27 protein-coding genes and 1 pseudogene are annotated in these 26,863 nt (G+C 45.3%); 19 read left to right on the top strand and 9 right to left on the bottom strand.

Annotation, left to right across the window (positions count from 1 at the left end):
- Nucleotides 1–75 precede the first annotated feature (75 nt).
- The 6 genes and pseudogenes from cwlJ (at nucleotide 76) to tatC (ending at nucleotide 4,347) form a co-directional block, all read left to right on the top strand.
- Nucleotides 76–504, top strand: a complete 429-nt coding sequence (gene cwlJ / locus ACQXR1_RS19110; protein WP_014662646.1) for a cell wall hydrolase CwlJ — start codon at nucleotides 76–78, stop codon at nucleotides 502–504.
- A gap of 87 nt (nucleotides 505–591) precedes the next feature.
- Nucleotides 592–1,307: pseudogene (locus ACQXR1_RS19105) on the top strand (VWA domain-containing protein).
- Nucleotides 1,308–1,386: 79 nt separating this feature from the next.
- Nucleotides 1,387–1,563 carry a hypothetical protein gene (locus tag ACQXR1_RS19100; RefSeq protein ID WP_430772688.1) on the top strand — a complete coding sequence of 59 codons (177 nt, stop codon included), beginning with the start codon at nucleotides 1,387–1,389 and terminating at the stop codon, nucleotides 1,561–1,563.
- Nucleotides 1,564–1,581: 18 nt separating this feature from the next.
- Nucleotides 1,582–3,333 carry an alkaline phosphatase PhoD gene (gene phoD, locus ACQXR1_RS19095; protein ID WP_040084278.1) on the top strand — a complete coding sequence of 584 codons (1,752 nt, stop codon included), beginning with the start codon at nucleotides 1,582–1,584 and terminating at the stop codon, nucleotides 3,331–3,333.
- Nucleotides 3,334–3,345: 12 nt separating this feature from the next.
- Complete coding sequence (tatAD, locus tag ACQXR1_RS19090; RefSeq protein WP_003223835.1) at nucleotides 3,346–3,558, top strand: sec-independent protein translocase protein TatAD; 213 nt, start codon at nucleotides 3,346–3,348, stop codon at nucleotides 3,556–3,558.
- Between the two features lie 60 nt (nucleotides 3,559–3,618).
- Complete coding sequence (tatC, locus tag ACQXR1_RS19085; protein WP_040084277.1) at nucleotides 3,619–4,347, top strand: twin-arginine translocase subunit TatC; 729 nt, start codon at nucleotides 3,619–3,621, stop codon at nucleotides 4,345–4,347.
- On the opposite strand, the gene pcp is transcribed toward tatC, so the two are convergent.
- Nucleotides 4,344–4,991 (bottom strand): pyroglutamyl-peptidase I, encoded by a 648-nt coding sequence (pcp, locus tag ACQXR1_RS19080; RefSeq protein ID WP_103031499.1) that lies wholly within the window; start codon nucleotides 4,989–4,991, stop codon nucleotides 4,344–4,346. The genes tatC and pcp overlap by 4 nt on opposite strands.
- Nucleotides 4,992–5,069: 78 nt before the next feature.
- On the opposite strand from pcp, the gene ACQXR1_RS19075 reads away from it, so the two are divergent.
- The gene (locus ACQXR1_RS19075; protein ID WP_430772687.1) at nucleotides 5,070–6,182 is read left to right on the top strand and encodes an aminotransferase class V-fold PLP-dependent enzyme; all 1,113 of its coding nucleotides are present in this window, start codon (nucleotides 5,070–5,072) and stop codon (nucleotides 6,180–6,182) included.
- A gap of 42 nt (nucleotides 6,183–6,224) precedes the next feature.
- Here the strand turns inward: ACQXR1_RS19075 and lmr(B) are convergent, their stop codons facing one another.
- A complete protein-coding gene (gene lmr(B), locus ACQXR1_RS19070) occupies nucleotides 6,225–7,664 on the bottom strand; it encodes a lincomycin efflux MFS transporter Lmr(B) (protein ID WP_430772686.1) in 1,440 nt (479 codons plus the stop codon).
- A gap of 37 nt (nucleotides 7,665–7,701) precedes the next feature.
- On the bottom strand, nucleotides 7,702–8,268 hold the full coding sequence (lmrA, locus tag ACQXR1_RS19065; RefSeq protein ID WP_014662655.1) for a transcriptional regulator LmrA: 567 nt from the start codon (nucleotides 8,266–8,268) through the stop codon (nucleotides 7,702–7,704).
- Nucleotides 8,269–8,482: 214 nt separating this feature from the next.
- On the opposite strand from lmrA, the gene ansZ reads away from it, so the two are divergent.
- Together ansZ and lipA are read left to right on the top strand one after the other, a co-directional pair.
- A complete protein-coding gene (gene ansZ, locus ACQXR1_RS19060; RefSeq protein WP_430772685.1) occupies nucleotides 8,483–9,610 on the top strand; it encodes an asparaginase AnsZ in 1,128 nt (375 codons plus the stop codon).
- A gap of 159 nt (nucleotides 9,611–9,769) precedes the next feature.
- Complete coding sequence (gene lipA / locus ACQXR1_RS19055; protein WP_014662657.1) at nucleotides 9,770–10,408, top strand: lipase LipA; 639 nt, start codon at nucleotides 9,770–9,772, stop codon at nucleotides 10,406–10,408.
- 37 nt (nucleotides 10,409–10,445) lie between these two features.
- Here the strand turns inward: lipA and ACQXR1_RS19050 are convergent, their stop codons facing one another.
- A complete protein-coding gene (locus ACQXR1_RS19050; RefSeq protein WP_147772863.1) occupies nucleotides 10,446–10,829 on the bottom strand; it encodes an RDD family protein in 384 nt (127 codons plus the stop codon).
- A gap of 234 nt (nucleotides 10,830–11,063) precedes the next feature.
- Here ACQXR1_RS19050 and ACQXR1_RS19045 point away from each other — a divergent pair, with 234 nt between their 5' ends.
- Nucleotides 11,064–12,140: a helix-turn-helix domain-containing protein gene (locus ACQXR1_RS19045; protein ID WP_069839779.1), complete on the top strand. Its 1,077-nt coding sequence runs from the start codon at nucleotides 11,064–11,066 to the stop codon at nucleotides 12,138–12,140.
- Between the two features lie 39 nt (nucleotides 12,141–12,179).
- Here ACQXR1_RS19045 and ACQXR1_RS19040 read toward each other — a convergent pair whose 3' ends face one another.
- Complete coding sequence (locus ACQXR1_RS19040) at nucleotides 12,180–13,136, bottom strand: sensor histidine kinase (protein ID WP_430772684.1); 957 nt, start codon at nucleotides 13,134–13,136, stop codon at nucleotides 12,180–12,182.
- A 12-nt stretch (nucleotides 13,137–13,148) separates the two neighbouring features.
- Nucleotides 13,149–13,850, bottom strand: a complete 702-nt coding sequence (gene natR / locus ACQXR1_RS19035; protein WP_014662661.1) for a two-component system response regulator NatR — start codon at nucleotides 13,848–13,850, stop codon at nucleotides 13,149–13,151.
- Nucleotides 13,851–13,992: 142 nt separating this feature from the next.
- On the opposite strand from natR, the gene natA reads away from it, so the two are divergent.
- From natA to ACQXR1_RS19020, 3 genes are all read left to right on the top strand, one after another.
- The gene (natA, locus tag ACQXR1_RS19030) at nucleotides 13,993–14,733 is read left to right on the top strand and encodes a sodium ABC transporter ATP-binding protein NatA (protein ID WP_326274503.1); all 741 of its coding nucleotides are present in this window, start codon (nucleotides 13,993–13,995) and stop codon (nucleotides 14,731–14,733) included.
- Entirely contained in the window at nucleotides 14,734–15,894 is a 1,161-nt protein-coding gene (gene natB / locus ACQXR1_RS19025) for a sodium ABC transporter permease NatB (protein ID WP_430772683.1), read from the top strand.
- A gap of 136 nt (nucleotides 15,895–16,030) precedes the next feature.
- Nucleotides 16,031–16,963 (top strand): aldo/keto reductase, encoded by a 933-nt coding sequence (locus ACQXR1_RS19020; protein WP_430772682.1) that lies wholly within the window; start codon nucleotides 16,031–16,033, stop codon nucleotides 16,961–16,963.
- 39 nt (nucleotides 16,964–17,002) lie between these two features.
- Here ACQXR1_RS19020 and ACQXR1_RS19015 read toward each other — a convergent pair whose 3' ends face one another.
- Entirely contained in the window at nucleotides 17,003–18,067 is a 1,065-nt protein-coding gene (locus ACQXR1_RS19015) for a DUF4352 domain-containing protein (RefSeq protein ID WP_069839784.1), read from the bottom strand.
- Nucleotides 18,068–18,089: 22 nt separating this feature from the next.
- A complete protein-coding gene (locus tag ACQXR1_RS19010) occupies nucleotides 18,090–18,221 on the bottom strand; it encodes a hypothetical protein (RefSeq protein ID WP_430772681.1) in 132 nt (43 codons plus the stop codon).
- Nucleotides 18,222–18,394: 173 nt separating this feature from the next.
- Here ACQXR1_RS19010 and ACQXR1_RS19005 point away from each other — a divergent pair, with 173 nt between their 5' ends.
- Nucleotides 18,395–19,813 (top strand): YcdB/YcdC domain-containing protein, encoded by a 1,419-nt coding sequence (locus ACQXR1_RS19005; RefSeq protein ID WP_430772680.1) that lies wholly within the window; start codon nucleotides 18,395–18,397, stop codon nucleotides 19,811–19,813.
- 185 nt (nucleotides 19,814–19,998) lie between these two features.
- Nucleotides 19,999–21,360: a YcdB/YcdC domain-containing protein gene (locus tag ACQXR1_RS19000; protein ID WP_430772679.1), complete on the top strand. Its 1,362-nt coding sequence runs from the start codon at nucleotides 19,999–20,001 to the stop codon at nucleotides 21,358–21,360.
- A 7-nt stretch (nucleotides 21,361–21,367) separates the two neighbouring features.
- On the opposite strand, the gene cwlK is transcribed toward ACQXR1_RS19000, so the two are convergent.
- Nucleotides 21,368–21,871: a peptidoglycan L-alanyl-D-glutamate endopeptidase CwlK gene (cwlK, locus tag ACQXR1_RS18995; protein WP_206869419.1), complete on the bottom strand. Its 504-nt coding sequence runs from the start codon at nucleotides 21,869–21,871 to the stop codon at nucleotides 21,368–21,370.
- Nucleotides 21,872–21,993: 122 nt separating this feature from the next.
- Here cwlK and rapJ point away from each other — a divergent pair, with 122 nt between their 5' ends.
- From rapJ to ACQXR1_RS18975, 4 genes are all read left to right on the top strand, one after another.
- Complete coding sequence (rapJ, locus tag ACQXR1_RS18990) at nucleotides 21,994–23,115, top strand: response regulator aspartate phosphatase RapJ (RefSeq protein WP_306647132.1); 1,122 nt, start codon at nucleotides 21,994–21,996, stop codon at nucleotides 23,113–23,115.
- 107 nt (nucleotides 23,116–23,222) lie between these two features.
- Entirely contained in the window at nucleotides 23,223–23,999 is a 777-nt protein-coding gene (locus ACQXR1_RS18985; RefSeq protein WP_430772678.1) for an SDR family oxidoreductase, read from the top strand.
- A 26-nt stretch (nucleotides 24,000–24,025) separates the two neighbouring features.
- Nucleotides 24,026–25,714: a glycoside hydrolase family 13 protein gene (locus ACQXR1_RS18980; protein ID WP_430772677.1), complete on the top strand. Its 1,689-nt coding sequence runs from the start codon at nucleotides 24,026–24,028 to the stop codon at nucleotides 25,712–25,714.
- A gap of 185 nt (nucleotides 25,715–25,899) precedes the next feature.
- On the top strand, nucleotides 25,900–26,859 hold the full coding sequence (locus tag ACQXR1_RS18975; RefSeq protein WP_069839790.1) for a metal ABC transporter substrate-binding protein: 960 nt from the start codon (nucleotides 25,900–25,902) through the stop codon (nucleotides 26,857–26,859).
- Nucleotides 26,860–26,863: the final 4 nt, after the last annotated feature.

Here is a 26,863-nt window from a genome sequence, read left to right as displayed (position 1 = left end):
AACTTCTCCTGTCCCTCCGTCATCACTTTTGAAGTAATGAAATATGATGAAAAGAGATCAAGGGGAGGTGACGTGATGGCGGTCGTGAGAGCAACGAGTGCGGATGTCGATTTGATGGCAAGGCTGCTCAGAGCGGAAGCGGAAGGCGAAGGCAAGCAGGGGATGCTGCTTGTCGGCAACGTTGGAATTAATCGGCTGCGGGCAAATTGCTCAGATTTTAAAGGCCTCCGCACCATCAGGCAGATGATTTATCAGCCACACGCGTTTGAGGCTGTGACTCATGGATATTTTTATCAAAGGGCGCGGGATAGCGAGCGTGCCCTTGCACGCCGGTCGATTAATGGTGAAAGGCGCTGGCCTGCAAAATTTAGTTTATGGTACTTCAGGCCGGAGGGAAACTGTCCCGCCCAGTGGTATAACCAGCCGTTTGTGGCCAGGTTTAAGTCACACTGCTTTTATCAGCCGACGGCGGAGACGTGTGAAAATGTATATAACACATTTTAGAGACAGGACACCGTTCAAATTGAACGGTGTTTTTCTTTGAAGAAATGCAATTGTATTCCTGTGAAAAGAACTGACGGAGATGACAGAATGGCAACAATCGACCTGCAAAAGAAAAGTGTAATGATCGTACTGGAAAAAAGCAATTAACGAAGGTGATAGCTCGTGTCGGACTGGTTCTTGATATTACGGGATTGATGAGAACGCTCTACAAAAACGGGACGGTTTAACATGTGATGGAGCGGATTTTGGCAGTGGCTGATTAGTTTGATGAGTTGCTGGATGTATGTGTGTATGTTAATGAATATTCCCGATAAAAGCCAGATTCAGAAAAGGATTTTTCGGGCTATGTCGAGCGTGAAATTTTAAATAATGACCGCTTGCATAAATTCGGCAGAAATGATGAGCCGCCGGTCATGAAGGACGTGCTGCGCAAATATGTTGCGGAGGAACCGAGCTTGTATCCCGCTTTCATTGTTTTTATCAATGACGGAGGCTTTAAAAAGTCGATCAAACCGATCATTGAAGCTTCCTCTGATAAGCCTGTGTTTTGGCAGTTTGTCGGCATTGGAAAATTGATTTTCTCAATAAACTCCATACGCTAGAAAGGCGTGGCGTTGGTAACACGAACATCCTGCTTAACGAAGAAATTGACCGCATTTCTGATGATGAGCTTTATGATGCTCTGCCCTGCTGAATTTCCATTTTAGCTGAAAGAAGCGATGGAAAAAGGAATTGTAAGAGATCAAGAGCCTCCTGCTGAAAAGCCGAAAAAGAAGGCCTTCAGCAGATTGTTTTCGAAATAACTGATAAGGCACTGAGCCATTCTGCGAAATAGCTCGGTGTTTTTGTTTTTTTAAGATCATGTGAAGAAAAATAGGCCGAATGGGCGGCTTGCAAACGACAGGATATGCAGAAAACGCGTCATTCAGCCAGCTTTCGGCATGTTTCAGCGGCAGGCTTGTGAGGGAAGACCTGTTTTTGATGTTCAGCGCTTACAATCGGTTCACACTTCTTCACATTCGTTTAACAATGATTTCCTATAATGGAGACGATCAATGAGGAGAGAGGGGATCTTGAATGGCATACGACAGTCGTTTTGATGAATGGGTACAGAAACTGAAAGAGGAAAGCTTTCAAAACAATACGTTTGACCGCCGCAAATTTATTCAAGGAGCGGGGAAGATTGCAGGACTTTCTCTTGGATTAACCATTGCCCAGTCGGTTGGGGCCTTTGAAGTAAATGCTGCGCCTAAATTCTCAAGCTATCCGTTTACATTAGGGGTAGCGTCAGGTGATCCGCTTTCTGACAGTGTCGTGCTCTGGACGCGCCTGGCACCAGATCCGTTGAATGGCGGGGGAATGCCGAAGCAAGCGGTGCCTGTCAAATGGGAGGTTGCAAAGGATGAGCATTTCCGCAAAATCGTAAGAAAAGGCACTGAAATGGCTAAACCGAGTCTTGCCCATTCCGTTCATGTGGAAGCGGACGGGCTTGAGCCGAACAAAGTGTACTATTACCGTTTCAAAACCGGACATGAACTAAGCCCTGTCGGAAAAACAAAAACACTGCCTGCCCCTGGCGCTAATGTGCCGCAAATGACCTTTGCCTTTGCTTCCTGCCAGCAATATGAGCACGGATATTATACGGCCTACAAGCATATGGCGAAGGAAAAGCTTGATCTTGTATTCCATCTCGGTGATTACATATATGAATACGGGCCGAATGAGTATGTATCAAAAACGGGCAATGTCCGCACGCACAACAGCGCGGAAATCTATACGCTGCAAGACTATCGGAACCGTCACGCCCAATACCGCTCTGATGCCAATCTTAAAGCAGCACATGCTGCATTCCCTTGGGTTGTGACATGGGATGACCATGAAGTCGAAAACAACTATGCCAATAAAATACCGGAAAAAGGACAGTCGGTTGAAGCATTCGTGCTCCGCCGCGCGGCAGCATATCAGGCATACTATGAACATATGCCGCTCCGCATTTCCTCTTTGCCGAATGGACCGGATATGCAGCTGTACCGGCACTTTACGTATGGAAACCTGGCGTCCTTCAATGTGCTTGATACTCGTCAGTACAGAGACGACCAAGCCAATAACGACGGCAATAAGCCGCCTTCTGATGAATCGCGCAATCCGAATCGAACCCTGTTAGGAAAAGAACAGGAGCAGTGGCTCTTCAACAATTTGAGCAGCTCGACCGCCCACTGGAATGTGTTGGCGCAGCAAATTTTCTTTGCGAAATGGAATTTTGGGACAAGCGCAAGCCCGATCTACAGCATGGATTCTTGGGACGGCTATCCGGCTCAGCGCGAACGGGTTATCAATTTCATTAAAAGCAAAAATCTGAATAATGTTGTCGTACTGACAGGTGATGTACACGCAAGCTGGGCATCGAATTTGCATGTCGATTTCGAGAAGACAAGTTCAAAAATATTTGGAGCCGAATTTGTCGGAACCTCGATCACATCCGGAGGAAACGGCGCCGATAAGCGGGCGGATACGGACCAAATTCTAAAAGAAAATCCGCACATCAAGTTCTTTAACGACTATCGCGGATATGTCCGCTGTACAGTGACGCCTCACCAGTGGAAAGCCGATTATCGGGTGATGCCGTTTGTGACCGAGCCGGGCGCAGCCATTTCCACGCGGGCTTCATTCGTTTACCAGAAAGACCAAACTGGGTTGAGAAAGGTATCATCCACAACAATCCAAGGCGGGGTGAAGCAATCCGATGAGGTCGAAGAGGATCGTTTCTTTGCGCACAACAAAGCCCACGAAAAACAAATGATTAAGAAGCGGGCAAAAATCACGAATTAAGGAGTGGAAATTATGTTTTCAAACATTGGAATACCGGGCTTGATTCTGATCTTCGTCATCGCCCTCATTATTTTTGGCCCTTCCAAGCTGCCGGAAATCGGGCGTGCCGCCGGACGGACACTGCTGGAATTTAAAAGCGCCACAAAATCACTTGTGTCTGGTGATGAAAAAGAAGAGAAATCAGCTGAGCTGACAGCGGTAAAGCAGGACAAAAACGCGGGCTGAATGCTGATGAGGCAGACACCGGGTCTGCCTCTTTTTTTATGAAAGGGAGGGCTTTTTTGAATGGATAAAAAAGAAACCCATCTGATTGGGCATTTAGAAGAGCTTCGCCGCCGGATGATCATAACCCTCGCGGCATTTCTTCTATTTCTCATCACGGCTTTTTTATTTGTACAGGATATTTATGACTGGCTGATCAGGGATTTGGACGGAAAGCTGGCTGTGCTTGGTCCGAGTGAAATTCTTTGGGTGTATATGATGCTTGCCGGCATTTGTGCCATTGCGGCCTCCATCCCTGTTGCCGCGTACCAGCTGTGGCGTTTCGTTGCCCCGGCGCTGACGAAAACGGAGCGCAAGGTGACGCTCATGTACATACCAGGTTTATTTGCGTTGTTTTTGGCGGGCATCTCCTTCGGATACTTTGTCTTGTTTCCAATCGTGCTCAGCTTTTTGACTCATTTATCCTCCGGCCATTTTGAAACGATGTTTACGGCTGACCGCTACTTCAGGTTTATGGTGAATTTGAGCCTGCCGTTCGGCTTCTTGTTTGAGATGCCCTTGGTGGTGATGTTTTTAACAAGGCTGGGCATCTTAAATCCTTACAGACTGGCCAAAGCGAGAAAGCTGTCCTATTTTCTGCTGATCGTTGTGTCTATATTGATTACACCGCCGGATTTCATTTCTGATTTTCTTGTGATGATTCCGCTTCTTGTCCTGTTTGAAGTAAGTGTCACCTTATCAGCGTTTGTCTACAAAAAGAGGCTGAGGGACGAAACGGCGGCGGCCGCTTAGTGCAGCGCACCGCCTGGTGACTTCACATCCTCATCATATTGTGCGGCCGTAACAGCGGCGATTCTCAATGCCCGGACAATCGTGTCGAGGCTGAGGCTCGGCGCTGTTTTGTCTGTTGTTTGCTCCGGAATGTAAGGAATATGAATAAACCCTCCGCGAATGTGCGGAGCTGTCCGGCTAATGTGATCCATTAATCCGTAGAACAAATAGTTGCATACAAAGGTTCCCGCTGTATAGGAGACCGCGGCCGGAATGCCGTTTTCCTTCATTTTTTCAGTCATTCGTTTCACGGGAAGCCCCGTCCAGTAAGCAGCGGGCCCTCCTGGAGAAATCTCTTCATCAATCGGCTGATGTCCTTCATTATCGGGGATTCGCGCATCTGCAAGGTTGATCGCCACTCGTTCCGGTGTGACCTGCATCCGCCCTCCGGCTTGGCCGACACAAATCACGATATCTGGCTGATGCTTTCGAATGGCTTGGCGCAGAATGTCGAGAGCGGATCTAAAGACAGTAGGAATTTGTTCCGCTGTAATGATTGCCTCATCCGTCTCGAAGCCATTAAGCCGTTTCGCCGCTTCCCATGATGGATTGACGGTTTCTTTGTCAAAAGGGTCAAAGCCGGTGATCAGCACTTTTTTTCTCATTCTCCCATCTCCTTTTTCTTTTATTCTATTGTTTATTTATGGGTTTTTCATCAAAATAATGTAAAGGAGTGAATCATAATGGAACATTTGCCGCATCAGTATCGTCATTTATTCCCAACCTTGCAGACGCATACGATGCTTGCCAGCTGTTCTCAGAGCGCATTGGCAGAGCCTGTATCAAGGGCGATCCAGGATTATCATGATAGCCTGCTGTATATTGGGACGAACTGGAAAGAAGCGATCGAAAAAACAGAGAGTGCGAGAAACGAGTTTGCTAAGCTGATCGGAGCTGAACCGGATGAAGTGGCGATTGTGCCGTCAGTTTCTGATGCGCTGGTTTCCGTAGCATCGGCCCTATCTGTTTTTAGAAAGAAACATGTTGTGTATACGGAGATGGATTTTCCGGCAGTGTCTCATGTCTGGCAGACACAATGCGACTATCACGTATCCGTCATTCCATCAATAGACGGCGTGCTGCCGCTTGAACAATATGAAACGCATATTTCGGATGAAACAGTACTGACGTGTGTTCCTCACGTTCATTATCGTGACGGCTATGTTCAGGATATAAAAGCGATTGCCGAGATTTCTCAGAGAAAGGGCTCTTTATTATTTGTGGATGCTTATCAATCAGCGGGGCACATTCCCATTGATGTGAAGAAGTGGGGCGTAGATATACTGGCAGCAGGCACCCGGAAGTATTTGCTCGGCATACCGGGTGTGGCGTTTCTTTATGTGAGAAAGGAGCTGGCTGACGCACTGAAGCCGAAAGCATCAGCCTGGTTTGGCCGTGAGAACGGATTTGATTGGGCTTATGCGAAAGGCGCGCGCCGTTTTCAAACAGGCACCCCAGCTTTTATCAGCATATACGCAGCTGCAGCGGCTTTGTCGCTGTTGAATCATATCGGGGTTTCTCATATCCGGAATCATGTAAAAACGATCTGTGCAGAGGCTTGTCAATATGCTGCTGCAAAAGGCCTGCAGCTGGCGGCTGCACAAGGCGGGGTTCAGCCAGGCATGGTTGCGATCCTTGATGAGCGGGCATCGGAAACGGCGGAATTGCTGAAGAAGAAAAAAGTGATTTGCGCGCCGCGGGACGAAGTCATCCGTCTCGCTCCCCACTTTTATAATACGAAGGAGGAAATGCGGCACGCGATTGATGAAATCGCGGCGAAAATGATTGATAAGTAAACATAGAAAAGCCCCTGAATACTAGGTCAGGGGCTTTTCATATTAATGATCTACTTTAACGCGCTTCATAAAGAATGCGCCAACTAAACCGATAATGGCAACAATCATCGCAAACACAAACGCGTGCTGCACACCCGCTGTCAAAGCTTGCGGGATGACTGCCGGATCGGCAGGGTTTTTAACGGTACTCATATAATCATGCTGGCCTGCAGCCATAATGCTGACCGCAACCGCTGTTCCGATAGCGCCCGCCATTTGCTGCAGTGTATTCATAATGGCGGTGCCGTCTGGATAAAACTCGCGCGGCAATTGGTTTAAACCATTTGTCTGCGCAGGCATCATGATCATAGAAATCCCGATCATCAAGCAGGTGTGCAGGATGATAATCAGCACAGCCGTTGATGTGGTTGTGACATTTGAGAAGAACCAAAGAACAACAGTGACAATCACAAATCCAGGAATGACAAGCCATTTCGGCCCGTATTTATCGAACAAGCGGCCTGTAACAGGGGACATAAATCCATTTAAAATACCGCCTGGCAAGAGAACAAGACCAGATGCAAATGCCGTCAGGACTAAGCCGCCTTGCAGGTACATCGGCAGAAGCAGCATAGATGACAGAATGACCATCATGCAAATGAACACCATGACCACACCCAAAATAAACATCGGGTATTTGAACGCACGGAGGTTCATCATCGGCTGCTTCATTGTCAGCTGGCGGATTGAAAATAGGATAAGGCCGACAACGCCGACAATCAGCGACACGATAACAGTCGGGCTGGACCATCCCCCGGAGCCTTCACCCGCGTTGCTGAATCCGAACACAATGCCGCCGAAGCCAATCGTCGACAGGATGATAGACAATACATCGATTTTCGGCTTTGTCGTTTCAGATACATTCTGCATATATGCGATACCGAAAACAAGCGCCAGCACAAGGAACGGAAGAGAGATCCAGAAAATCCAGTGCCAGTTGAGATGCTCCAGAACCAATCCTGAAAAAGTTGGGCCGATGGCGGGCGCGAACATAATGACAAGCCCGATCGTTCCCATTGCGGCGCCCCGTTTATGAGGCGGGAATATCACCAAGATTGTGTTAAACATCAGCGGCAGTAAAAGACCGGTTCCAAGTGCCTGAACGAGCCTTGCCGCTAATAAAAACGGGAAGCTCGGCGCAAGCGCCGCAATGAATGTGCCTAAAATTGAAAAGATAAGTGACACGGTAAAAAGCTGTCTTGTTGTGAACCACTGCAACAGCAGTCCTGAAACAGGAACAAGGATACCGAGTACAAGCAGGTAGCCCGTCGTTAACCATTGGACGGTTGCCGCTGTAATGTTCAATTCCTTCATAAGGTCGGTTAACGCAATATTCAGCGCTGTTTCACTGAACATGCCGATAAAACCGGCCAACAGCAAGGAAATCATAATCGGCATCACTTTGTATTGCTGAGATGCTTTAGCTGTTGTTTCCAAAATCATTTCCCCTCTCTATCAACTGCATGTAGGATGTCGTTTTTTATCTCTTCAGCAGGTCAGGAATGCAGCTGGAGATATGAAGGAGCGGCGTACTGTTTTTTGCCGTCAAAGATAAAAGAATGCCGCCTTCAATCATCGCGTTAACTACAGTGCTGGCTTCTTTTGCATGGCTCTCGCTGCAGCCAGCCTGCCGCAGTTTTTCCTCATATACAGAGGCCCATTCTTTGTAGGCTTCATGGCAGGCTTCACGCAAAGGTTCGCTTTTCAATGACGTCTCAGCCGCTAGCAAGCCCACAGGCAAGCCTTCAATGTCTTCCGTACATGAAAACTGGCAGGAGAGCTCCTTCAAAAAGGCTTGAATGCCTTCCGCCGGATCGGTGTAAGCTTCCATACAGTCCGCGATTTTCTGACGGATATACTCCTTCATCTCATTCACGGCTTCGATCGCAAGCTGTTCTTTACCGCCCGGAAAGTGGTAATAAAGAGAGCCTTTAGGCGCGCCGCTTTCCTTTATAATCTGGTTCAGCCCCGTGCCGTAATACCCTTGCAGCTGAAAAAGCCGGGTAGCTGCCGAAAGGATTTTCTCACGGGAATCTCCATAACTCATAACATTCCCACCTTACTGAATTCAATCAAAAATATAGTGACTGGTCTATTATCTTGATTCGTTCATCAATTGTCAAGAGAAATTCATTGTATGAAAAGACAAAAAAAGAAGTATATTACAACAAAAAAAGTGAGAGAAAAGCTGACTGGACTTTTGACTGAATAGATAAAATATTCAATGATTAATCATCATAAGGATGTAAGGAGAGAAAGAGATGAAAAAACAACGACTGCTTGTACTTTTTACCGCACTACTGTTTGTTTTTGCCGGATGTTCACATTCTCCTGAAACAAAAGAATCTCCGAAAGAAAAAACAAAGACACAAAAAGTCTCTTCGGCGTCCGCCTCTGACAAAAAGGACCTGCCAAACGTTAGAATTTTAGCGACTGGAGGCACGATTGCAGGAGCCGATCAATCCAAAACCTCAACAACTGAATATAAAGCAGGTGTTGTCGGCGTTGAATCATTGATCGAGGCAGTCCCGGAAATGAAGGACATCGCGAACGTCAGCGGTGAGCAGATTGTCAACGTCGGCAGCACAAACATTGATAATAAAATATTGCTGAAGCTGGCGAAACGAATCAACAACTTGCTCGCTTCAGATGATGTAGACGGAATCGTCGTGACTCATGGAACTGACACGCTGGAAGAAACAGCTTATTTTTTGAACCTCACTGTGAAAAGCGATAAACCTGTTGTTGTCGTCGGTTCGATGAGGCCATCCACAGCGATTAGCGCCGACGGGCCGTCTAATCTGTACAATGCAGTGAAAGTGGCAGGCACACCTGAGGCAAAAGGAAAAGGTGCGCTCGTCGTTCTTAACGACCGGATTGCTTCAGCACGGTATGTCACCAAAACAAACACAACCACAACAGATACATTTAAATCAGATGAAATGGGCTTTGTCGGAACAATTGCCGATGATATTTATTTTAATAATGAAATAACCCGCAAGCATACGAAGGATACGGACTTTTCGGTTTCTAATCTTGATGAGCTGCCGCAAGTAGACATTATCTATGGATACCAAAATGATGGAAGCTACCTGTTTGACGCAGCTGTAAAAGCCGGAGCAAAAGGGATTGTGTTTGCTGGTTCTGGGAACGGGTCTTTATCTGACACAGCCGAAAAAGGAGCGGGCAGTGCAGTCAAAAAAGGCGTAACTGTGGTGCGTTCAAGCCGTACGGGAAATGGTGTCGTAACGCCAAACAAAGACTATGAGGAAAAGAACCTCCTGGCATCGAACTCTTTAAACCCCCAAAAAGCACGGATATTGCTGATGCTTGCGCTTACCAAAACCAACGATCCTAAAAAGATCCAAGCTTATTTCAATAAGTATTGAAGAAAAGAAGGCGAATAAGCCTTCTTTTTTTGTTTTTTAGGACCAATAATGACCTCTGAATCTTAAAATTTCTTTAAAAATAAGCCAAAATTACCCTTTACTTAATTAATTTGGTAACGTAATATATTTGGAGAATTTGTTACAAAAAAGGAGGATATTATGAAATTTGTAAAAAGTAAGTTCATTGCAGTTGTAACAATTTTGATGCTGGCTGTTACATCGCTGTTTGCGTTGCAGCCGTCAGCAAAAGCCGCTGAACATAACCCAGTTGTTATGGTTCACGGTATTGGAGGAGCATCCTTCAATTTTGCTGGAATTAAGAGCTATCTCGTATCCCAAGGCTGGTCACGGGACAAGCTGTATGCGGTTGATTTTTGGGACAAGACAGGCACGAATTATAACAATGGCCCGGTATTATCACGATTTGTGCAAAAGGTGTTAGATGAAACGGGTGCGAAAAAAGTGGATATTGTCGCTCACAGCATGGGGGGCGCGAACACACTTTACTACATAAAAAATCTGGACGGCGGAAATAAAGTTGCAAACGTCGTGACGCTTGGCGGCGCGAACCGTTTGACGACAGGCAAGGCGCTTCCGGGAACAGATCCAAATCAAAAGATTTTATACACATCTATTTACAGCAGTGCCGATATGATTGTCATGAATTACTTATCAAGATTAGATGGTGCCAAAAACGTTCAAATTCATGGCGTGGGACACATCGGTTTATTGATGAACAGCCAAGTCAACAGCCTGATCAAAGAAGGGCTGAACGGCGGAGGCCAGAATACGAACTAATGAAAAACAAAACCTTGAAGAATGCTATTCTTCAAGGTTATTCTGCTTTCAGCACAATGGTTTTTGCAGCCATATCATGAACGGTTTGTTTTTTCTTCGTAAATGCGGCAGTCAAATAGATCAGGCGGGAGAACACATGCACCCACGCTATGATGTAGCGGACAATCGCCTGTAGGAGAGAAATTTTCTCGTGTGTTTCATCTCTTACGATTTGAAGTCCGATGATTTTTTTGCCCAGTGTCCCTTTCCACTTTGTCAGCGGCATCAGCAACGGGTACACAATCAGCATCAATATAGCGACTATAATGACACCGGCGGACCCGTCGCCAAACGTAAATCCGGCTGCCAAAATCACTGCTGCGGCAATGATTACATCAAGTACAAGAGCGCAGGCGCGCAGCATGAAACCAGCTAGTTCCAATAGAAACACTCCTTAAAATGTTAAATAAATACCTAATGATTGTAAAAAAGAAGGGCCTAAAATGGGAATAGGTGATAAGCCTTAAATCACAAAAGTTGGTGAAAATGTCATAGGTAAATTGGCATAATCAGCCAGCTTATTACATTACCAAATTCTTTTTTAGCCCGAAACCAAGCCCTCAGAAGTTATTTTTGTTAAAATAGAAAAGTTACAACAGAATTCGGAGGGTTTATTGTGGGAAAAGTGAAACGAAATGCCCCTTGCCCGTGCGGCAGCGGCAAGAAATATAAAAAATGCTGCGGAAGTAAAGTAGTCGACTTCCCGGCAGAGTTAGCGGCAAAAGAAGCAAAACAAATTCAGGAAGACTTAGTGGAGTATGCCTTCACAGTACATAGAGAAAGCATTTCAGGCTTTATCAACCAGCATGATTTTCTTTCTGCTATGGACAGACAGACGAAAGACATCAGCGTATTTAACTTGGGTATCTGGGGAATCTTCTTCCATCCGCTTGCCGGTGAGAAGACAATCTTCGAAGAGTACCTGCAGAAAAAAGGCGATTCGATCACTCGTCCGAAAACGCGTGAGATCGTTGAATCATGGAACAGCATGACGCCAGCTTTATTGTTGCTGAAGGACCTGAAAGAAGGCATCATTCACTTTGAAGATGTCATTACGGCAAAACAATTCGAAGTGGAAATGGACGCCAGCAATCAAGACCTTCCTCCAGTGGGAAGCCTGATTCTTGGATATCCAATCCACGAAGCCGAAAAAGCAGAATTCTTCATGCAGTTCACGATCTTCCCAGTGAAGAGAACAGAAGCGCTGATCAGCAAGGTGAAGAAATATGCGGATTCCGCTGTGAAGAACGGCAAAACGCCGGAGGACTTCATGAAGCAGGAATTCAACAGCGTTCTGTTCGCGCTGTTAGCTGAAAAGGATGAAGAGCCGCAAGCAGAAAAAGCGGAGGAAAGCTCTGTTGAGTGGGCAAACGACTTGGAGAAAGAAACCGCTGCGGCTATCGAAGAAGGCATGAGCGGGGATGAGTATCCGACTGAATTGATTCCGGCTGTTATTGACATCTGGAAAACATTCTGCGAGAAAAAATCACCTGTCATCAGAAAGCCGGAAGCTTTTGCGGCGGCAGTTGAATATTATGTAAACGCGATTTCTCTTAACGGCGCGTCCGTTTCCCAGGCTAAACTGGCGAAAAAATACGGCGTAAGCGCATCAACCATTTCCAGCCGTTACAAAGAAATTGAAAGCACGCTGCAGGACGAAGCGGATCGCTTTGCCCAAGCGTTATCCTCATAATGAAAAAAACCTTGAAAAGCCAGGCTTTTCAAGGTTTTTTTATTTCTGAAACGGAATTTTGATTTCTAACCGGAAGACGGGGTGACGGTAGGTAAAATCCAGCCTGCCAAAAGCGCTCTTCACCAGTTTTTGAATGATATATGTGCCCATGCCTTCATGAGCACCGCCTTTTGTTGAGCGGCCAAACGATTGATACAGAGTATCGAGCACCGTAGGGTCCATGCCGGGGGTGCTGTTTTCACAAATCAGCACATAAAGCCCGCTTCGCAGCGAAGTTTCCAGCTTAATCTCCGCTTTTTCTCGGGCCTCCGCCGCGCTGTCGAGCGCATTTTCCAATATGTTGCCGACCAAGCTGACCTGATCAGCAGCTGAAAATGGAAGTGAAGAAAACGGTGTATGCATATGAAGTGAAACACTCACATTCGAGGCGCGGGCTTTTTCTAGAAAATCATAAAGCACCCCTGCAACGTACGCGTTCTCTCCCTTCAAAAAACGGTCGTATTGACTGTATTGATCCGTCCAGTTTTGAATATATGCTTGTGTATCTGCCTTGGGCTGAGCTGATTTGATTGCTGTGATATGTTTCATTGTGTCATGATTCCGGCTTCTGACATCGATCAGCATTTGATTGGCGTGCTGTTCAGCTTGTGTCAGCTTATCAATTTGATCAGAAAGCCTTGCTTGCAGGGCAGACTGTCCGATACGGAGCCCTTCACACCCTGCAAATATCACGATCGCAAATAATGCCGGCATTATGTCAGAGCCGAACGGCACTACCGCCGCTGCCATCGCTTGAATCACCGCAATCCACGCACAAAGCTGGAAGGAACAGCGGTCCCACACCAGCTTCGTTTTCCATAGGTACAATCCTGCTGCCGCCGCACCTAAAGCAGCGGCGAGCCAAGAGCCGGCTGTACTGTGCCAAAGAGCAGCAGCCCCCTGATAACATATGAAACTAAATAAAATCAGATAAAGACCTTTAAAAAGGGTAACCACGTACTAAACTCCTCAAAAATAGTAGTTTTGAAAATAATCAAGCTGCTGCTTGGTGATCATCGCTTTTTTAGACGTTCCCTCAAAGGAAACCGTGAATGAATGCTTGGTATAAGCGGAAAAGTGCTTTATGTAATGAATGTTAATAATAAAGGAACGATGCGAACGGAGAAAATCCTTTTCGGGCAGGTCGCCTTTAATATCATTTAATGTTTGATACGTTTGCACCTCTTCAGCGGTTGTCACAATCGTCGTGGAACGACCCGTCCGTTCTGCGAAAATGATATCCTTCTTTTGCAGGACGTGCATTTCAGATTTTTGCTTGATCAATATACGCCCATTCAAACTCGTTTCCGTTTTCTTTTTCAAATAACGGTCGAAGGAAGCGGCCAGACGGTCAGCATAGTAAGGCTTCATAATATAATCGTGGACGTTCAGGTCAAAGGCGTGAACCGCATAACCGCTGTGGCCGGTAACAAAAATCACATCCACATCAAGTGAATGGGATCTGATCAAATCCGCAAGCTCGTAGCCAGACATATGAGGCATCTCGATATCGGCAAGCAGCAGATCAATGTCTTCATTCTTTACCCGGCTGTAGGCTTCCTCCGCTGAATCGGTGGAAAAGACAATTTCGACATTTTGCATTCTGGATACGATCGCTTCCAGCTTCTCTAAATCTACTCGATAATCATCGACAAGTCCGACTTTTACCATTATCATTCTCCTAGTTACATAGAATCATCTTTATTCTATCCCATTTCGCGACATAAAAAGAACTCTTCGCGACAACTTTATCCAACAAATCCAGCATTTCGTATATAGTCATTATTAGAAAAAAGAAAAGGGAGATTATGACATGATTACACTGACCGATTGCAGCCGCAGGTTTCAGGATAAGAAAAAAGTAGTCAAAGCGGTGCGAGATGTAAGCTTAACAATTCAAAAAGGAGAAGTCGTCGGCATTCTCGGAGAAAATGGTGCGGGCAAAACGACGATGCTGAGAATGATTGCTGCTCTGCTTGAACCGTCACAAGGGGCAATCACGGTAGACGGCTTTGACACGGTCAAGCAGCCGACTGAGGTCAAAAAAAGAATCGGTGTCTTATTCGGAGGAGAAACCGGGCTTTACGACAGGATGACCGCTAAAGAAAATCTCCAATACTTCGGCAGGCTGTATGGGCTGAACCGTCACGAGATCAAAGCAAGAATTGAAGATTTATCAATACGGTTTGGCATGCGCGATTATATGAATCGCAGAGTGGGCGGGTTTTCGAAAGGCATGAGGCAGAAGGTCGCCATTGCCAGAGCGCTGATTCACGATCCGGACATCATTTTATTTGATGAACCGACTACAGGGCTTGATATTACATCCAGCAATATCTTTCGCGAATTCATCCAGCAGCTGAAAAGAGAACAGAAAACCATTCTTTTTTCCAGCCACATTATGGAGGAAGTGCAGGCGCTCTGTGACAGTGTCATCATGATTCACAGCGGAGAGGTGATTTACCGGGGGGCGCTCGAATCACTATACGAGAGCGAGCGCAGTGAGGATTTGAATTACATCTTTATGTCTAAGCTTGTCAGGGGGATTTCTTAAATGCTGAGCCATATTTATAAAAAAGAAATGATCGACGCTTTGCGCGACAGAAAAACGATATTACTCACAATCCTAGTGCCGATGATTATGATGCTTGGGCTTGTATTCTTTTATGAAAGCATGCTGTCCGACAAAGAGGAGCAATACACGCTGGCTGTCGGCCATTCTCTGCCGCCCGCACTGGAAAGTAAGCTTCATGCGATTGACGAGATCAGTGTAAAAACGTTTGCTGCGCCTAAAGAAGCGGTTGACGAAGGAAAAGCAGATGCCTATCTGAACGTCCCGAAAGAGTTCGAATCATATGTCAACAGCATGACGCCATTTAAGATTGATGTTTACGGCAATTCAGTCGATCAAGGGTCGTCAAATGCCATGCAGCTTGTGCAGTCTGCCTTAGATCAGTATAAAAATGAAATTGTGCAGGACCGTTTAACAAATAAGCGCATTGATCAATCGGTCATCCAGCCATTTACGATTCAGCAAAAGGAAGCGGATGAGGAGAAAGGGGTTTCCGCTATTATGCTTTCCGCCATCCTGCCCATGCTGATTCTGACTTCCATTGTTTCCGGCGCAATGCCGATCGCTCTTGATATCATGGCCGGGGAAAAGGACCGGAAATCAATTGAGGCGCTGTTATTGACGCCAGTCAGCAGAAACAAAATGCTGGTCGGCAAGTGGCTTGCGGTTTCTACTTTTGGCGTTGCTTCAGGTGTATTTGCTTTGGTGTTTTTGATTTTGTCCACCGTCTTATTTACTGAGAATTTAAAAACGGCCCTCCAGCTGGGAGATCATATGTGGAGTGTAATCGGCGCTTCAGCCTTAATCATCGTGCTTTCTGCATTGCTGATCTCTGCGATGGAGCTTTTCATCAGCATCATTTCCAGCTCGGTAAAGGAAGCACAAAGCTATATGTCTCTCGTCGTCTTTCTGCCTGTGTTCCCGATGTTTTTCATCTTCAGCAAGGCACCGAATCAATTTGATTTATCATACTTTCTTATCCCGTTTCTGAACCTGCATGCGTTATTCAAACAGCTTTTATTCGGGATGGTTGACCCGGCTGCCATTTGGTGCACGTCAGGAACCATCGCCGTGCTCATCGCCATTTTCTTTTTACTGGCCAGAGCCTGCTTCCTGAAAGACAAGTGGGTTCTTCCGAAATAAACTTTGCAAAAGGAGAAATACACTTTCTCCTTTTTGTATATCCTGAAAAAAGAAGGAAAATAGAAAAAGGATATCTAATACAAAAAGTGAACCTGCACTATTTTTCATCAAAATTGGTTTCGAAGGAGAAGGAACAATGGATCATACACGTACACTCGGCAAAACGAAGCTGAAGGTGAAGCGGATCGGACTCGGCGCGAATGCGGTCGGCGAGCATAATCTATTTCCAAATCTACATGATGAAACTGGGAAGGATTTAGTGCGCACGGCATTGGATGGCGGCGTGAACTTTATCGACACCGCCTTTATATATGGATTGGGGCGATCTGAAGAATTAATCGGCGAAGTCGTGCAGGAGCGCGGCGCACGGGATGAGCTCATCATTGCCACCAAAGGTGCCCATAAAGAAGTGAATGGCAGCATTGAATTAGACAATAGCCGGGAGTTTCTTCGCAGTGAGGTGGAAAAGAGCCTGAAGCGGCTGAAAACAGATTACATTGATTTGTATTATGTTCATTTTCCAGATGGAAAAACGCCTCTCGCTGAAGTAGCGGGCACTTTGAAAGAGCTGAAGGATGAGGGGAAAATCAAAGCGATCGGCGCATCGAACCTTAATTATCAGCAATTGCAGGAATGTAATGCTGACGGCTATTTGGAGGTCTTCCAAGCCGAATACTCTCTCATTCAGCGTGATGCCGAGAAGGAGCTTCTTCCATACTGTGAACAACACGGCATTTCTTTTATTCCTTACTTTCCGCTTGCGTCCGGACTGCTGACAGGAAAATTCTCGCAAGACACAGTCTTTGATGACTTCAGAAAGGATAAACCGCAATTTCAGGGTGAAACATTTATCCACAATCTCAAAAAAGTAGATAAATTGAAAGCGGTAGCGGAGGAAAAACAAGCCGAGACAGCACATGTTGCTTTGGCGTGGCTGTTAACGAGACCAGCGATTGATGCCATTATTCCGGGAGCTAAACGACCTGAGCAATTACAGGATAACCTGAAAACCTTAAACGTTGAACTGACTGAAGATGAAGTGAATTTCATCAGCGACATTTTTAAATAAAAAAGGAAATAGCCGTCAAGGCTATTTCCTTTTGGTGTTTTATTCTTTGATGAATGCTTCGACTAATTCTGCTGCTCTGTAATCGTCCATATCAAGCTGCCATTGATCGATGTCATTTTTCTTCATTTTCACTTCAACCGTTTTTTCAGATGAAGCCGGTCCAAGCTTTTTGAATTCCTCAGGATAGACTTGAAGCGCGTATTTCACAGCTTCTTCATAACTGGCATTAGAGTTTTTGCTATAGTAGTCTTTCACTTTGTCTTCGATACGGTCTGAAAGAGAAGATGCATCTACAGGTTTCACTGTGGCTTCAACAATGGCTTCGTCCTTAGAGATTGAAGTCGTTTTTGCCTGAATGGAAGAGTTTTTGCTTAATCCCTCTTTAATGCCGTTTACGATATTATCAAGCGCTTTGCTGTCCGCATATGTGCTGGAAAGGCCGGAAGCTGATAGATAACCGTCTTTGGCTGATTCGTTGAAGTCATTGACAATTTCATTCTTGTTAGCGCCGGTGATTTTTTCGAAATCGGCGTTATCTTTGCCGAAAAGAAGGACATCAATATAAGCTGATAACGCTTTTGCAGAATCTTGGAGCTTATCTGCCGTCGCCAGGATTTTTTTGTCTTTTCCGTCAATTTTAAAAGTAACTGATTTTGGCTTTTTATCACCGTAAGACTCCGGCGTATAGTTAAGCTCGTATTGCTTGCCTTTATCTACAACGAAGAACAGATTTCCTTCAACGGATTTGTCAGCGTTAATCGTGCTGCCTTGAAGCTTTTCACTATAGTCTTCAGGATCTGTGTCAGACATTTTCGTATCACCTTGATACAAAGTGAAATCCATGCTGTCTACATTCAGCGGGTCTTTTCCTGTGTTTTTCACAGCGACATTCACTTTTAACACAAGCTGGTCATCTGAAGTGGACTTATCATATTTAGACGGAAGCGTGTAAGAAACATCCTTGATTTTGACTTGAGCTATATCTGAGCTTTTTTCTGTTTCTGATTCTTTCTTCTCCGCGCTTGTTTTGCTGCCGGAACAAGCAGCTGTAAACATCATCAGCAGAAGAATTAGGAAAACAGCGTACGTTTTTTTCTGAAACATTCATTTTTCCTCCTCAAATGGTTTAGGGAAGGGGAGTCTTTTGTCTTTGAGAAATGGATCTTTTTGAATGGATTAGCATCATATAACCAAAAAAATCAGTTCTTTTCTCACGGTTTTCACCGGGTTTTCTGGAAACTCCGCCCTCCTTTGTCATGAATGGACCTATAAAAAGTTACAACGGAATTAATTTTAAGATTATTAGCTTTTATATTGAATAGGTTCATCATCCTATTTTTGGCGAAAAATGTTCTGGTAAAACTGGTAAACTCAGAAAAATGTGTATTTTAGACTATTACTTTTTAACCTGTTGAAGGGGACATATGAAGGATGAAAGGGGCTGTCTTTGTGAAGAAAGAGGAATTGAAACAAAAAGCACTGGAAATCGGCCGGGTGCCGACACACTTAAAACTGGAAATTGAAGATTTTGACGATGATGACAAAAGAGCTCATTTTTGTTGGACAGATCCTCAGGATGAGAATATCGGCATTATCGTGGAACTTGGGCCGGGCGGGGAGCTGGAATCCCTTTCCCGTGATATGGGGCCTGAAAGCGGAGAAAGGCTGTCTGAGGAGAAACTAGAGGATATCATGCGCCAATTTGTCGAGACCCATCATCCGGGAGCACTCTCTGCCTTTGTTCGTGAAGAAAATGACCGTACATCCTGTGATAAAGTGAGATTTTCATATGTTCAAATGGAGGCCGGGCTTCCTCTCCCTATGAGCGGATTTATGGCTGATGTTTCCTTATCAGGTGAGATCGTTTCCTTTCGCTATTACGGCAAAGCTGGCAGCATCATCAAACCAAAGCGGATCGCGGATGATAAAGAGGCACTTGCCTTCTTCAAGAAGGACGTGGAGTTTGACCTTTTGTTTGAAGTTCTCCATCGTTCTGTTTACGAAAACGGAGATGATCAGCCGCATTTGGTGTATGAGCCTGAATGCAGGGCCATTACCGTACCTGCGGATTTGGTTCAAGAAGAACAGGCAGCTGATGATGACGATGATTACAGGGAGCCGGAGAGCTTTCCTCTCCCTTTATTCGAGGAGATTTACGAAAAGGCCGATCCTGTCAGCATGATTGGAATCGAAAAAGGATTTGTCAAAGAACGGGAAGTGGATTTGGACGATGGGAGAATCGGGATCGTTTGGCGGAATCCGAATGAACCTATGTATCAGCCGGCGGATAAAAGTTTGTACAGTTGGTTCAAGGGACGGACGCATCAAGTGCTGAAAACCATCTATCACAAAGAAACCGGAAAACTCGAAGGCGTCATGTCATTTATGGAGAAAAAAGGGCCGTTGACAGTAACTGAGGCAGAGTGCGAAAAAATCGCGCTGCGCTTTCTGTTTGCTTTATTTCCAAATGCCGATCAATATTTTAGGATCAGATACGACGAAAAGGATGAAGAAGAGAACGCAGTCGCTGGTTTTACGTTTGAAGCGCATTGTCACGGAGTTCCGCTCCGATTTGGGCAGATCAGAATTTGCGTCAGCCGCCAGACAGGGGATATCACCGTTTATATGGGACCTGATATTAATCCAAATGAGCTGGCAGCCATTGATCCCGTTCCGGCCATTTCAGTTGAACAAGCCAAGACTCTCTTTTGGCAGCATTTTAAAGTTGAGCTTGGCTGGGAAAGAGAATACGGGGATGATGAAGAACCCAGCTACCGGCTCGTCTATCAGCCGGTGTATCCCCGTTTTATCGAAGCCCATACAGGAGAGCCTGTCTTTAGCTCATGGTAAAACAGCTAAAAGTCACACAATTGCCTTAGATTTATAAAGGGATATGTGATGAAAGTAACAGGAGGAATGTCAAAAAACAATGATAATAATAGAAAAGGACCTTTCTTCACTTTAAAAGAAGAAAGGTCCTTTTATATAATAAACTGGATTCTCTTTGTCGTAGACTCTTTGAAAGGATGACTTCATTGGTAAATAAACAGCTGAAAAAGAAGGCGCAAGAGATCGGGAATGTACCGCCGCATTATGAGCTTGAGATAGAAGATTATGATCAAAAACAAAAGAAGAAGGGGCGGGCATACTTCATCTGGAGGAACCCTGAAGATCCGGAAAAGCACATTACAGTGGAACTCGGAAATGACGGCGCTTTGCTCACCTTTTCAACATCCGTCCGCTCCGAGACAGACAAACAACTTCCAGACGCCGAGCTGAAGCTGACGGCTCTTCAGTCCGCCGCTGCTAACCATCCCGGCACATTTATGAATTTTCATTTTCAAGGCAAGGAAGAACGGAGGCAGCACATTCGTTTTATGTATACCAAAATGGAATTAGGGCTTCCGCTTCCTAATTCAGGCTTTTTAATTGATGTGACACGCAGCGGTCAGATCATCCATTTTTTATATTACGGAGAAGGGCACAAAGCCGAAGTTCCAAAAGAATTTGTAGCGAAAGAGAAGGTTGTGTCCCATTACTTAAATACAATGTCTTTTCAGCTGATGTACGATGTCATTGATGGCGATCAGGCACCCAGGCTTGTATATGAACCGATTCTGCCGGGATACAGCTATCCCGCGGATATAGACGAAATTGTGCCCGACCAGCATATCGGAGATGAAAGAATAGAAAACGCGGCGCCATTGCCGCCGCTTCGGAACAACGAAGAAGTCGATATATTTGCCTTGCTGGGTCTTACCCCTGATATGCAGAAAGTCAGTGAAAAAGACTTTGGGGAACAAATAGGAAGCACGTGGCGCAGGGGCACTGCACCGGAGCGTAAGGATCTGAGCATAGGAAGCTATTTTGAAACGAGAAATAAAAACACAATCAAAATGAAGACGGATAAAAGAACCGGAAAATTAAAAGCAGCGCTTTCTTTTATTGAGCGGCGCAACAACCGCCAATGCTCAATGGAAGAATGCCAGACAATAGCGCTTCAATTTTTGTATGCTCTTTATCCGAGAGCAGCCGAGTTTTTCAAATTGAATCCCGTCCGAATTGATGAAAGAGGGAGAATCCGCAATCATTTTTCTGTCTGGTATAAAGGAGTGCCGCTGCGGTTCGGCGCCGCCCGTATCATTGTCAATCCGGAAACGGGATTGATTGATGCTTTTATGGCGCCTGATATTGAACCTGAACAATTGGAAGCAATAAATCACAGGCCGGATATTTCCGCTGAAGAAGCGAGAGAAGCGTTTTTAGCCGCTTTTGATGTGAAGCTGGAATGGCAGCCTGATTTTACAGCAGGCAGTGACCAGCACTGCAAACTTGTCTATAAGCCGGTTTACCCTTCCTATATTGATGCGCACATAAGGAAAAAGAAAAGGCTGTGAGGGATGTCTAGTTAGGAATCATCTCCAAGTGGGGGTAGTCCTTGAATCGTTTCCAATCCCCGCCCCATTCAAAACCGAGTTTTTTAGCGATCTCGACAACCTCCAGCCAATCTGATTTTCCATTTTGATTGCCGTCATATTCCATATCCCATATGATGCTGCCATCCTTTTTTTGAAGGGCGAAATCAATCGCTAAACCATAGTTGTGATATGATTCCCCTCCTCTTGCATAGGTGACAATATTCCCTTTTTTTGTACGTCCCTGTTTATATAATTCGTCTTGTTCCTTAAAGGATCTGAATCCTTCAGTAATAACGACGGTAATGCCTTTATTCGCTGCAGCGGCTTTGAGTGCATCGGCATTCTGCTTCACAATCGGGTGAAGATCCGAAGGGACAGGCATGTGCTGCAAGGCGTTTTGAGAATGCCATTCATGCCGAATATAACTAACACAAAGATTTAGAAAAAATAGAATACATAAGATAACAGATGTTTTTGCGGCCAACTTCATATCGGTCTCACTTTCTCAAGATGTGCTGAATGTTAACGCTTTTAAGTGATTGACTCTCTCTAAAAGCGGACAGCTATGATAAAATATAACATAAATAGTAGCAGGAGGAAGGAGGCAGACTGATGAGAGCAAAGATTCCATCTGAAGAAGTAGCAGTAAAGCTAAATGAATGGTACAAGCTCATTCGCGCATTTGAAGCAGATCAAGCAGAAGCGTTAAAGCAGGAGATTGAATACGATTTAGAAGATATGGAAGAGAACCAGGACTTGCTTTTATATTTTTCTTTGATGGAATTCCGGCACCGAATCATGCTTGATAAGCTGATGCCGGTGAAAGACAGCGACACCAAGCCTCCGTTCTCTGATATGCTGAATGAAATTGAAAGCAATCAGCAAAAACTTACGGGCTTATTGGAATACTACTTTTATTATTTCAGAGGAATGTACGAATTTAAGCAGAAAAATTTCATATTAGCGATTGACCATTATAAACATGCTGAGGAGAAGCTCGAGTATGTTGAGGATGAGATCGAAAAAGCTGAGTTTCTTTTTAAGGTTGCAGAGGTGTATTATCACATCAAACAAACGTATTTTTCCATGAACTATGCGAGCCAGGCGCTTGATATCTATACGAAATATGAACTGTACGGCCGCCGCCGCGTGCAGTGTGAATTTATCATCGCCGGAAATTTGACGGATGTGTATCATCATGAAAAAGCACTGACCCACTTGTGCAGTGCCTTAGATCATGCCAGGCAGCTGGAAGAAGCGTATATGATCGCCGCTGCCTATTATAATGTCGGCCACTGTAAATACAGCCTGGGCGATTACAAAGAAGCGGAGGGCTATTTCAAAACAGCCGCCGCTATTTTTGAGGAGCACAACTTTCAGCAGGCTGTTCAAGCTGTATTTTCACTGACTCATATGTACTGTAAAGAAGAAAAATACGACAAAGCAGTAGAGACATATGAACGCGGGATAAAGAGCGCGGCTGAATGGAAAGATGACATGTACTTGACGAAATTCCGCCTCATTCATGAGCTGTATCTTGGAAGCGGCGACCGGACCGTGCTTACAGAATGCTTTGACCTGCTGGAATCCAGGCAGCTTCTTGCTGATGCCGAAGATCTGCTGCATGATACAGCGGAACGCTTCAATCAGCAGGAACGTTACGAGTCCGCCGCTTTCTTTTACCGCAGGCTGATGAATATTAAAAAGAAGCTAGCCGAGCAGCGCTTTCAATAGAAAAAAGCAGAGAACTACAGGTTCTCTGTTTTTTTTGTGCTGTTTTCAACTCGGAAAAACAGGGTATTTTCCACTGCATAGTGAGAAATCAGAGGAGGATATCATGTATGTATAAAGAGTTAACTGGAAAAACAGCGATTGTGACAGGTTCTTCAAAAGGAATCGGGAAAGCCATTGCGGTACGGTTCGGACAGGAGAAAATGAATGTTGTTGTAAACTACCACAGCGACCCGTCTGGAGCCGATGAAACTCTGGAAATCATCAAGCAGAACGGAGGGAAAGCCGTTGCAGTTGAGGCGGACGTGTCAAAAGAAGAGGGGATCCAGGCGCTCTTGGACACAGCTTTAGCGCATTTCGGCACGCTCGATGTGATGGTAAACAACTCCGGCTTTAACGGCACGGAAGCCATGCCGCATGAGATGAGTCTTGAAGATTGGCAGAGAGTGATTGATGTCAATGTTACCGGAACCTTTCTGGGAGCGAAAGCGGCACTTAACCACATGATGAAAAACAATATCAAGGGCAATGTGCTGAATATCTCAAGTGTTCATCAGCAGATTCCGCGTCCAGTCAACGTTCAGTATTCCACATCCAAAGGCGGCATCAAGATGATGACGGAAACGCTGGCGCTCAATTATGCGGATAAGGGAATCCGCGTCAATGCGATAGCGCCAGGCACCATTGCCACAGAATCAAATGTTGATACGAAAAAGGGAGAGAGCAGGCAAAAACAATTGAAAAAAATCCCGATGAAAGCCTTCGGAAAACCGGAAGAGGTGGCGGCAGCAGCTGCTTGGCTCGTATCTGAGGAAGCAAGCTATGTGACCGGGACTACACTTTTCGTCGATGGCGGAATGACACTTTATCCGTCTCAGCTTGAATAGAACATCAAATACAGGGGGATTGCGGGATGAACACAGACTGGTGGAAGGATGCGGTGGTGTACCAGATTTATCCGAGAAGCTTTCAGGACAGCAATGGAGACGGAATTGGGGACTTGCGGGGGATTATTTCCCGTCTTGACTACATAAAGGAGCTCGGGGCAGATGTGATTTGGGTTTGCCCAATCTATCCTTCTCCGAATGTTGATTACGGCTATGATGTGACAGACCATAGGGCAATCATGGATTCATACGGAACAATGGACGATTTTCACGAGCTGCTGGACCAGGTGCATCAGCGGGGATTAAAGCTGGTGATGGACTTTGTGTTAAATCACACCTCTGTCGAGCATCCGTGGTTTAAAGAAGCGGAGCTGGACAAAAACAGCAAATACCGCAGCTATTATTATTGGCGTCCCGGCACAAAGAACGGCCCGCCGACGGACTGGCTCTCAAACTATGGCTGTCCGGTCTGGCAATACGAGGAGCATACCGGAGAATATTATCTCCATATGAACGCCGACAAACAAGCTGATTTAAACTGGGAAAACCCCGAAGTTCGCCAAGCGGTGTATGACATGATGAAGTTTTGGCTCGATAAAGGGGTCGACGGCTTGCGCATTGATCAGCTCCATCTCATTTCTAAGAAAGAATATCTTCCTGCGTATGAGGACTATATCAATCAGCAGGCAGAGCCGAAGCCCTTTCAGCCAAATGGCGATCGAATCCATGACTATTTGAAAGAAATGACAGATGAAGTGTTTTCTCAATATGATGTCATGTCTGTCGGAGAGGTCGGCAATGTCACGCCGGAAGAAGGCCTAAAATATACGGGAACAGATAAGCATGAGCTGAATATGATTTTTCACTTTCAGCATATGGAGCTTGACCAGCAGCCCGGGAAAGAACATTGGGATGTAAAGCCCCTTGAGCTTTCTGATTTAAGATCGGTTTTGACCGCATGGCAAAAAAAGCTTGAACATCAAGGCTGGAATACATTATATTGGTGCAACCACGACCAGCCCCGGATTGTATCCAGATTCGGGGACGATGGGAAATACCGCAAAGCATCTGCGAAAATGCTGGCTACCGTACTTTATTTCATGAAGGGCACGCCGTACATTTATCAGGGAGAAGAAATCGGGATGACAAACGCGCCGTTCACCCGGATTGAGGACTACAAAGATATCCAAACGATCAATATGTATCATAAACGGGTATTTGAAAAAGGCTATGATCCAGAGGATGTGATGAGATCAATCTTAGCCAAAAGCCGGGATCATGCTCGGACCCCGATGCAGTGGAACAGCGGCAAAAATGCCGGATTTACTGATGGCATGCCATGGCTGAAGGTCAACCCGAACTTCACCTCTATCAATGTGGAGGAAGCGCTGAGTGACCCCGATTCGGTCTTACTCTATTACAAAAAGCTGATCAGACTGAGAAAGCGGTACGCTGATCTTATAAAAGGAAGCTATGACCTTTTGCTTCCGGACGATCCGCAGCTGTTTGTATATATGAGAGAAAACGGTAAACAGCAGCTTTTGTCAGTCAATAATTTTTCAAAAGAGCAGGCTGTTTTCCCATGGCCTAAGAACTGCTGCAAAGCTCAGGCATCTCTGCTTCTCAGCAACTATAACAACAACGGCGACCTTGCTGACGAAATGGTGTTCCAGCCTTATGAAAGCAGGGTGTACCTTCTGGACAAAACAACCTAATGATTTAGCAGCCCGGCATTCAGCCGGGTTTTTTTAGTACATATATTCGCTCTGCAGGCGGGAAGAATAAAAAGAAAATGAAATTTATTCTTGCAAAACGTAATGACTTCGGTTTATTATGATATAGGATTACAAAATCGTTATCATTTTGATTTAAAGCTACTGAAAAAGAGGGGATATACGATATGTTTAAAAAATGGAGCGGTTTGTTTGTGATTGCAGCGTGCTTTTTATTGGTTGCAGCATGCGGCAACTCATCAACAAAAGGGTCGGCGGATTCAAAGGGTGATAAACTGCACGTTGTCACAACGTTTTATCCGATGTATGAATTCACAAAACAAATTGTAAAAGACAAAGGCGATGTGGATCTGTTAATCCCATCTTCCGTTGAACCGCATGATTGGGAACCGACGCCGAAAGACATTGCCAACATTCAGGATGCTGATCTGTTCGTTTATAATAGTGAATACATGGAGACATGGGTTCCGTCAGCTGAAAAAAGCATGGGCCAAGGCCACGCTGTTTTCGTTAACGCAAGCAAAGGCATTGATTTAATGGAAGGCTCTGAAGATGAACACGAAGACCACGATCATGGGGAGCATGAGCACAGTCATGCAATGGACCCTCACGTATGGCTAAGCCCTGTTCTGGCGCAAAAGGAAGTTAAAAATATTACGGCGCAAATCGTAAAGCAAGACCCGGATAACAAAGAATACTATGAGAAAAATAGTAAAGAATATATTGCAAAACTGCAGGATCTTGATAAACTATATCGTACAACCGCAAAAAAAGCGGAGAAAAAAGAATTTATCACGCAGCATACTGCTTTTGGCTATCTCGCAAAAGAATATGGCCTGACGCAGGTTCCGATTGCAGGGCTTTCTCCTGACCAAGAACCGAGCGCAGCCAGCTTGGCAAAGCTGAAAACATATGCCAAAGAACATAATGTAAAAGTCATTTACTTTGAAGAAATTGCATCCTCCAAGGTCGCAGATACGCTCGCCAGTGAAATCGGCGCGAAGACAGAAGTGCTGAATACACTGGAAGGCTTAAGCAAAGAAGAACAGGATAAAGGTTTAGGGTATATCGACATTATGAAACAAAACCTCGATGCCCTAAAAGATTCACTATTGGTTAAATCATAAGGTA

The sequence above is a fragment of the Bacillus sp. ATD genome (genome assembly GCF_050585765.1).
Lineage (GTDB): Bacteria > Bacillota > Bacilli > Bacillales > Bacillaceae > Bacillus > Bacillus stercoris.
The sequence above is the reverse complement of the archived record's forward strand: the minus strand, read 5'-3'. Positions and strand labels throughout refer to the sequence as shown.

Coding starts and splice junctions, on each gene's coding strand:
- ACQXR1_RS19010 (WP_430772681.1), bottom strand. CDS start 18,221: ATGACAAAGGAGGGCGGAGTTTCCAGAAAACCCGGTGAAAACCGTGAG.
- ACQXR1_RS19020 (WP_430772682.1), top strand. CDS start 16,031: ATGGATCATACACGTACACTCGGCAAAACGAAGCTGAAGGTGAAGCGG.
- ACQXR1_RS19100 (WP_430772688.1), top strand. CDS start 1,387: ATGGGCGGCTTGCAAACGACAGGATATGCAGAAAACGCGTCATTCAGC.
- lmrA (WP_014662655.1), bottom strand. CDS start 8,268: ATGAGTTATGGAGATTCCCGTGAGAAAATCCTTTCGGCAGCTACCCGG.
- phoD (WP_040084278.1), top strand. CDS start 1,582: ATGGCATACGACAGTCGTTTTGATGAATGGGTACAGAAACTGAAAGAG.
- ACQXR1_RS18985 (WP_430772678.1), top strand. CDS start 23,223: ATGTATAAAGAGTTAACTGGAAAAACAGCGATTGTGACAGGTTCTTCA.
- ACQXR1_RS19005 (WP_430772680.1), top strand. CDS start 18,395: ATGAAAGGGGCTGTCTTTGTGAAGAAAGAGGAATTGAAACAAAAAGCA.
- rapJ (WP_306647132.1), top strand. CDS start 21,994: ATGAGAGCAAAGATTCCATCTGAAGAAGTAGCAGTAAAGCTAAATGAA.
- ACQXR1_RS18975 (WP_069839790.1), top strand. CDS start 25,900: ATGTTTAAAAAATGGAGCGGTTTGTTTGTGATTGCAGCGTGCTTTTTA.
- pcp (WP_103031499.1), bottom strand. CDS start 4,991: ATGAGAAAAAAAGTGCTGATCACCGGCTTTGACCCTTTTGACAAAGAA.
- natB (WP_430772683.1), top strand. CDS start 14,734: ATGCTGAGCCATATTTATAAAAAAGAAATGATCGACGCTTTGCGCGAC.
- lipA (WP_014662657.1), top strand. CDS start 9,770: ATGAAATTTGTAAAAAGTAAGTTCATTGCAGTTGTAACAATTTTGATG.
- cwlK (WP_206869419.1), bottom strand. CDS start 21,871: ATGAAGTTGGCCGCAAAAACATCTGTTATCTTATGTATTCTATTTTTT.
- tatAD (WP_003223835.1), top strand. CDS start 3,346: ATGTTTTCAAACATTGGAATACCGGGCTTGATTCTGATCTTCGTCATC.
- natA (WP_326274503.1), top strand. CDS start 13,993: ATGATTACACTGACCGATTGCAGCCGCAGGTTTCAGGATAAGAAAAAA.
- ACQXR1_RS19075 (WP_430772687.1), top strand. CDS start 5,070: ATGGAACATTTGCCGCATCAGTATCGTCATTTATTCCCAACCTTGCAG.
- cwlJ (WP_014662646.1), top strand. CDS start 76: ATGGCGGTCGTGAGAGCAACGAGTGCGGATGTCGATTTGATGGCAAGG.
- ACQXR1_RS19015 (WP_069839784.1), bottom strand. CDS start 18,067: ATGTTTCAGAAAAAAACGTACGCTGTTTTCCTAATTCTTCTGCTGATG.
- ACQXR1_RS18980 (WP_430772677.1), top strand. CDS start 24,026: ATGAACACAGACTGGTGGAAGGATGCGGTGGTGTACCAGATTTATCCG.
- ansZ (WP_430772685.1), top strand. CDS start 8,483: ATGAAAAAACAACGACTGCTTGTACTTTTTACCGCACTACTGTTTGTT.
- natR (WP_014662661.1), bottom strand. CDS start 13,850: ATGGTAAAAGTCGGACTTGTCGATGATTATCGAGTAGATTTAGAGAAG.
- tatC (WP_040084277.1), top strand. CDS start 3,619: ATGGATAAAAAAGAAACCCATCTGATTGGGCATTTAGAAGAGCTTCGC.